The organism is Campylobacter concisus, from assembly GCF_902460545.1.
GTDB classification, from domain to species: domain Bacteria; phylum Campylobacterota; class Campylobacteria; order Campylobacterales; family Campylobacteraceae; genus Campylobacter_A; species Campylobacter_A concisus_AE.
The window spans coordinates 164,948-170,803 of sequence record NZ_CABPUE010000001.1; the positions used below are offsets into that span (position 1 = coordinate 164,948).

The window sequence follows — 5,856 nt, forward strand, 5'->3', positions numbered from 1 at the left end:
CAATATAAGACTAAAGTTATATAATGGCGACCATATAAAATAATCCAAGGAGATTTAATGGCTGATATAACAGAAAATTTAACAGCTCAGATGCAAGAAACTCTTGAAAAAGGTATTAGTTTAGCGATATTTTCTAAAAATCCGCAAGTTGTTCCGCTTCATATTTTTTGGGCTTTGCTTGCAGATAGTAATTCTATTTTAAACCAAGTGTTTAATAAAATGAATGTAAGTAAAGATGCTGTCGAGCTTGAAGTAAAAAGTAAAATTTCTTCACTTCCAAGCAGCTCAAATGTCACAAAAGATAACGTTTCAGTTTCAAGAGAGCTTATAAATTCACTTGAAAATGCAAAAGCTTTAATGGTAAGCATGGGCGATAGCTACATAGCTGTTGATACATGGATCGTCTCGGCTATTGAGCTTAGTGAGATCAAGCAAATTTTGAGCAAATTTTGCGACATTTTAGAGATCAAAAAGAACCTTGAGAGCATAAGAGGTGGTAAAAAGATAGATAGCCAAACTGGCGATGATACCCTTGATAGCTTAGAGAAATTTGGTATCGATCTGACGCAAAAAGCGCTAAATAAAGAGCTTGATCCAGTCATCGGCCGCGATGAAGAGATCACTAGGATGATGCAAATTTTAATAAGAAAGAGCAAAAACAACCCTATCTTGCTTGGTGAGCCAGGTGTTGGTAAAACTGCCATCGTTGAGGGGCTAGCTCAAAAGATAGTTGCTCGCGATGTGCCAACAAGTCTTGCAAACAAGCGTGTCATCGCGCTTGATATGAGCGCAGTTGTAGCTGGCGCAAAGTATAGGGGTGAGTTTGAAGACAGGCTAAAAGCTGTCATCGACGAGGTCAAAAAAGCTGGTAATATCATACTTTTTATAGATGAGATTCACACCATAGTAGGAGCTGGTGCGAGCGAGGGCGGAATGGACGCTGCAAATATCCTAAAACCAGCTCTTGCACGTGGCGAGCTTCACGCTGTTGGTGCGACGACATTAAAAGAGTATAGAAAGTACTTTGAAAAAGATGCGGCACTTCAAAGGCGCTTCCAGCCAATAGACGTCAAAGAGCCAAGTGTAAATGAGGCACTTCAAATTTTACGTGGTATAAAAGAGCGCCTTGAAGTTCACCATGGTATCACGATAACAGATAGTGCACTAGTTGCCGCAGCAAGGCTAAGTGACCGCTACATCGCAAACCGCTTCTTGCCAGATAAAGCGATTGACCTTATAGACGAGGCAGCAGCTGAGCTTAAGATGCAAATAGAGAGCGAGCCATACGAGCTTTCAAAGATAAAACGCGAGATCGTAACGCTTCAAGTAGAAAAAGAAGCTCTAAAGATGGAGGATGCTGATAAAAACAAAGAAAGACTTGGTGAGATCGAAAAAGAGATAGCTGATCTAAATGAGAAAAAGCTAGCGCTTGATACTAAATTTGAAAACGAAAAGGCCGTTTTTGGCGGAATTTCAAAAGCAACAAAAGAGATCGATAGCTTAAAATCACAAGCTGAGATAGCAAAAAGAAATGGCGATCTTCAAAAAGCTGCCGAGATAGAATACGGCAAGATAGCTGACGCTAAAAAACACAAACACGAGCTTGAAGAAAAATGGGAGCACATGAAAAAAGAGGGCGTGCTTCTTAAAAATCAAGTCGATGAAGAGCTTGTAGCTGAAATTTTGAGCAAATGGACTGGAATTTCAGTTAAAAAGATGCTAACAAGCGAAAAAGAGAAATATCTGCGCATCGAAGAGCATCTAAGAGAGAGCGTTGTCGGTCAAGATGACGCACTACACGCACTTGCACGTGCTGTTAAGAGAAACAAAGCTGGTCTAAATGAGGGTCAAAGGCCGATCGGTTCATTTTTATTTCTTGGGCCAACAGGCGTTGGTAAGACTCAGTCTGCTAAGGCTTTGGCTAAATTTTTATTTGACGATGAAAAGGCGCTTATCCGCTTTGATATGAGCGAATATATGGAAAAACATAGCGTGAGCAGACTTCTTGGTGCGCCTCCAGGATATGTAGGCTACGATGAAGGCGGTCAGCTAACAGAGGCAGTTCGCAGAAGACCTTACTCGGTCATACTTTTTGACGAGGTTGAAAAGGCTCACAAAGATGTATTTAACATACTTTTGGGAATTTTAGATGACGGACGTGCGACTGATAATAAAGGTGTAACGGTTGATTTTAAAAACACTATCATTATTTTAACTTCAAACATTGCTTCAAATTTCATCATGGAGCTAAAGGGCGAAGATCGTGATGTGGCTGTTAAAAACGAGCTTAAAAACTACTTTAAACCTGAGTTTTTAAATAGGCTTGATGATACTATTATTTTTAATCCTCTAAACGAGCAAGGCCTAATCTCTATCGTTGAGATCATGTTTAAAGAGCTTGAAAAAACTCTTCACAACCGCGGTATCAAGGCAGTTTTAAGCGAAGAAGCTAAGAAATTTATCGCAAAAGCTGGCTTTGACATAGTTTATGGCGCAAGGCCTCTTAGAAGAGCGCTTTATGAGCTGGTTGAAGACAAGATCGCTGATATGATCTTAAAAGATGAGCTTGAAAGTGGCGATGAGATCACCATTGATAGCGATGCTGAGAAGATCATCATTAAGAAAAAATAACTTCAAATTTACTTGGCAGGTTGAATCAACTTGCCAAGCTCTCATATAAAATTTATACAAAAAATATCTAAAAAATAGGGCGGTTTAGCTACTTAAAAATACGACTAAACGCCTAAAAATTTAGCAAGAGCAAAATAAAATATAGCTGATGAGATAGCAGCAGCAGGAAGCGTGATGAGCCAAGCAAGAATGATTGGTCTTACCATTTTCCAGTTTGCATTTTTATTTACGATGCCGATGCCTAAAACTGCACCTATTAGGATATGCGTCGAGCTAACTGGTATGCCAAGTTTTGTGGCTAGAAGTATGACGATACTTGAGGCAAGCTCGGCACTAAAGCCAGTTGTCGGTAAAATTTCAGCTAGTTTTGAGCCGATGGTGGTGATCACCTCTTTGCCTAAAAACCAAAGTCCGACGACAAGTGAGATACCAAATGTTACCATTGCGATGCTAGGTATCGGCGAGCTTTCGTTTATAGAGCCAGTCTTTAGCACATCAAGCACAGCGGCAAATGGTCCAACTGCATTTGCAATATCGTTTGCTCCGTGTGAAAACGCAAAAGATGAAGCGGTAAAAATTTGAAACCATGAGAAAATTCTATTGATACTCTTTTCGCTATCGTTTTTGCTCATGACGTTTATGATAGCAAGGCTTGCAAGATACGCTAGAGCTCCGATGACGAAGATGATCCAGACTGTTTGGATGATGCTAAAGGCTAAATTTATATGCTCAAGCCCTTTAAAAAGCATCATTGATGAGATGACCATTGCGGCAAATCCAGCGATGATCGGGATGTGCTTTTTCATTGCTTTAAAGGTATCTATCTCTTTTTCGCTATCTTTCATAATGCGGATTTTTGAGCGGTATTCGCTGTATTCAGTGGTTTCGATCTCGTCCTCGTCGATAACTGCAATCTTTGAAAGAGTAGCTATCTGCTCCTCAGCCGGCTTTGTTTTTAGTGCTTTTACAAAGCTTTCTTTATATGCTTTTCGCTCAGCCTTTAGAGCTTTTAGATTCATTTTAAGCTCATGTGTTGGCTCGATAATCTTACTTTTTACGTAGCCAAATATGATGTAAGACATTATGCCGCCAAGCAGTGGTGAGATAACCCAGCTAACGGCGATCCTGCCGATCTCGCTCCATGAAACCATACTAAATGGCTCGGGATCTTTTATCATAAAGCCCATAGCAAGTCCTGCTCCAACTATGCCGCCAACGATCGAGTGAGTGGTCGAGACTGGCAGACCTTTTTTGGATGCGTAAAATAGCCAAAGACCTGAGCTTAGAAGGGCTGAGATCATGATGATGACAAATTTCATCGGGTTTAGATCGCTTGGAAATTTCACAATCTCGTTTCTAATCGTATTTGTAACCTCAGATCCTGCAAATATCGCGCCGCTAAGCTCAAAAATGGCTGCGATGACAAGAGCTTGTTTTAGTGTGAGTGTTTTTGCGCCGACGCTTGTGCCAAAGCTGTTTGCAACGTCATTTCCGCCGATATTAAACGCCATAAAAAGACCAAACATACCAGCGATCAAGAATAAAAAGTAGTTATTTGCCGGGATGTATTGATAGCCCCAAACGAAAAATCCAACGCTGCAAATCGCAAAAATAACTAACGCCAAGAAGTTATCTCGAAGCAATCAAGCCCCCTTGTAAGGTTTTTGATAGGGATTATATCTTGAAAAATATTAAAGTTTTTAGAATTTTTCAACTTTAAATGATACTAAATTATCATATGTTAGAATCTGCAAAAATTTTTAAGGATAAATTTTGGTTATAGCGATCGATCTTGGCTCAAACACATTTCGCGTAGCACTTGTCAAAAAAGAACAAAATGGCTTTAGTAATGAGCAAATTTATGAAAAGATAGTGGGAGCTGCTAGAGGACTAAATGAAAGTGGTAAGATAGCAGATGAGTCCAAAAACAGGCTCTTTAAAGCGATAGCGGAGGCTAAAAATAAATTTGATTTTGATAAATTTAAATGCGCAGCAGTCGCGACTGAGGCTTTTAGGGTAGCGTCAAATAGTGAGGAAATTTTTAGCGAGATAAGAGAGAAATTTGGCATAAATTTTCATATCATCAGTGGCAAAGCAGAAGCAAAGCTTACATTTTTGGGTGTTCAAAATGCTTTTAAAAAGCTTGGAATAAATGAAAATTTTAGCGTCATTGACATCGGTGGAGCAAGCTCAGAGATCGGTGAAGATGGAAATTTTATGAGTTTTAAATTTGGCATTATTACATTTTTTGAGAAATTTAAAACGCTTGATTTAATGCAAGAAAATGCAAAATTTTATACAAAAGATGCAGGAGAATTTTTAAATAGCTTAAAAAATAAATTTATCGTGCTGACTTCTGGCGTACCAACTACTATCGCAGCGCTACGACTTGGACTTAACTACGAGAACTATGATCCAAAAAAAGTAAGCGGATTTGAGCTTAAAAATGACGATCTTGCCTGGTTTGTAAATGAGCTTTTAAAGATGGACGATAAGAGCGCTGATGTGGCGGTTGGAAGAGGCAGAAAGTATCCGCTCATCGCTGGAACCTTGCTTTTAGAGGAGCTTTTAATCGGGCAAGAAGCAAAATTTTTAGTTATTGACGATGGGCTTAGAGAGGGTGTTGGTGTGGCCTATCTGCAAGGAAAATTTCAAGAAATTATCACAAATTTTTAGTTAATATTTCAAAAATTTAAAGGAGAGGAAATGAGTATAAGAGAGCAAATTTTAGCTGATATAAAAGAGGCTATGAAGGCAAAAGATGAGTTTAAAAGAGATACTTTAAGAACGCTAAATGCAGCACTTAAGCAGGTCGAAGTCGATCAAAGGATCGAAATGACTGATGAAGTGGTACTTCCGCTACTTCAAAGGGAGATCAAAAAGAGGGCTGACTCAGTTGAGCTTTATATAAAAGGTGCTAGAGAGGATTTGGCTAAAAAAGAGCAGGGCGAGATTGAGCTTATTAAGGCATATTTGCCAGCACAACTAAGCGATGAAGAGCTTAAAGAAAAAATAAAAAAGATTATTGAAAGAGCTGGTAAAAATTTAGGTGCTGTAATGAAAATGGCAAAAGATGAGATCGGAGCAAGTGCTGAAGCAAAACGCATAAGTATGATCGCAAAAGAGCTTTTGGCTTAAAATCTACAATCTTATAAAACTTCTAATTTTGAAAACTTACTTCTAAGTGTTGTAAGTTTTCAAAAAATCAAATACGACTTTCATTTT

4 protein-coding genes are annotated in these 5,856 nt (G+C 38.9%); 3 read left to right on the plus strand and 1 reads right to left on the minus strand.

What is annotated here, in order from left to right:
- Positions 1-57: 57 nt before the first annotated feature.
- Positions 58-2,631 carry an ATP-dependent Clp protease ATP-binding subunit gene (locus FZ949_RS00800; RefSeq protein WP_103580681.1) on the plus strand — a complete coding sequence of 858 codons (2,574 nt, stop codon included), beginning with the start codon at positions 58-60 and terminating at the stop codon, positions 2,629-2,631.
- Positions 2,632-2,735: 104 nt separating this feature from the next.
- Here the strand turns inward: FZ949_RS00800 and FZ949_RS00805 are convergent, their stop codons facing one another.
- Positions 2,736-4,274, minus strand: a complete 1,539-nt coding sequence (locus tag FZ949_RS00805) for an inorganic phosphate transporter (protein ID WP_148790003.1) — start codon at positions 4,272-4,274, stop codon at positions 2,736-2,738.
- A 130-nt stretch (positions 4,275-4,404) separates the two neighbouring features.
- Here FZ949_RS00805 and FZ949_RS00810 point away from each other — a divergent pair, with 130 nt between their 5' ends.
- Both FZ949_RS00810 and FZ949_RS00815 read left to right on the plus strand, forming a co-directional pair.
- The gene (locus FZ949_RS00810) at positions 4,405-5,307 is read left to right on the plus strand and encodes a Ppx/GppA phosphatase family protein (RefSeq protein ID WP_103580679.1); all 903 of its coding nucleotides are present in this window, start codon (positions 4,405-4,407) and stop codon (positions 5,305-5,307) included.
- Between the two features lie 30 nt (positions 5,308-5,337).
- On the plus strand, positions 5,338-5,769 hold the full coding sequence (locus tag FZ949_RS00815; protein WP_103580678.1) for a GatB/YqeY domain-containing protein: 432 nt from the start codon (positions 5,338-5,340) through the stop codon (positions 5,767-5,769).
- Positions 5,770-5,856: the final 87 nt, after the last annotated feature.

What these genes read in the sequence shown, in the direction of transcription:
- FZ949_RS00800 (WP_103580681.1), top strand. Translation starts at nt 58, where the DNA reads ATGGCTGATATAACAGAAAATTTAACAGCTCAGATGCAAGAAACTCTT.
- FZ949_RS00815 (WP_103580678.1), top strand. Translation starts at nt 5,338, where the DNA reads ATGAGTATAAGAGAGCAAATTTTAGCTGATATAAAAGAGGCTATGAAG.